At 39.3% G+C, this 557-nt stretch carries 1 protein-coding gene; it reads right to left on the bottom strand.

The features are described from left to right. Positions 1–74: 74 nt before the first annotated feature. Positions 75–557: hypothetical protein (locus DW800_RS19510; RefSeq protein ID WP_207814353.1), on the bottom strand; the 483-nt coding region annotated here is incomplete at its 5' end.

Below are 557 nucleotides of genomic sequence, written 5' to 3'. Positions count from 1 at the left end.
GAATATAACTCTTTAACAGATACAAATCTTATAAATGAAACAGTTGGAATAGTATAGGGGCACTTGCCCCTATACTATTCCAATGTAGCTTCAAATCCTCCTTCGAATGCACTGTTATCCGCTGCTTCCATCTTCATTGATATGCCAAAAGAACTCATTAGGAGTACATTTAGTATTGGCGTATAGACTAGCCGTTCAGCATAAACACGGCACTTCCCATCAGCTTCAGTCTTAGCTTTAATCTTAATATTATAGCTACCTGAGAGGACTTTGACTTTTAGATTAGGATTGCCTGTTACATCACCAGCTCGTGATATGGAGATGTAATATAGGCTAGGCATTCCGCTTGATATTGCAGATATAGACAAAAGAATTGAGCCTGTAACTGGAGTGCTTGTAGTCTCAAACAGAAGTACACTATACGCGCCTTGGAACTCCGATAACACACCTGATGGCATTAATCCTTTATTGGAAACTGTAGCCACTGCCATCTTATTACGAATACTATCAACTACTCCCGTGGCTGTAATATCAATCTTCTCCATCATACCTTTGTA

It is taken from the genome of Bacteroides sp. AM32-11AC (assembly GCF_003603515.1).
Classification (GTDB): domain Bacteria; phylum Bacteroidota; class Bacteroidia; order Bacteroidales; family Bacteroidaceae; genus Bacteroides; species Bacteroides uniformis.
This window is presented reverse-complemented; position numbering and strand designations above follow the sequence as displayed.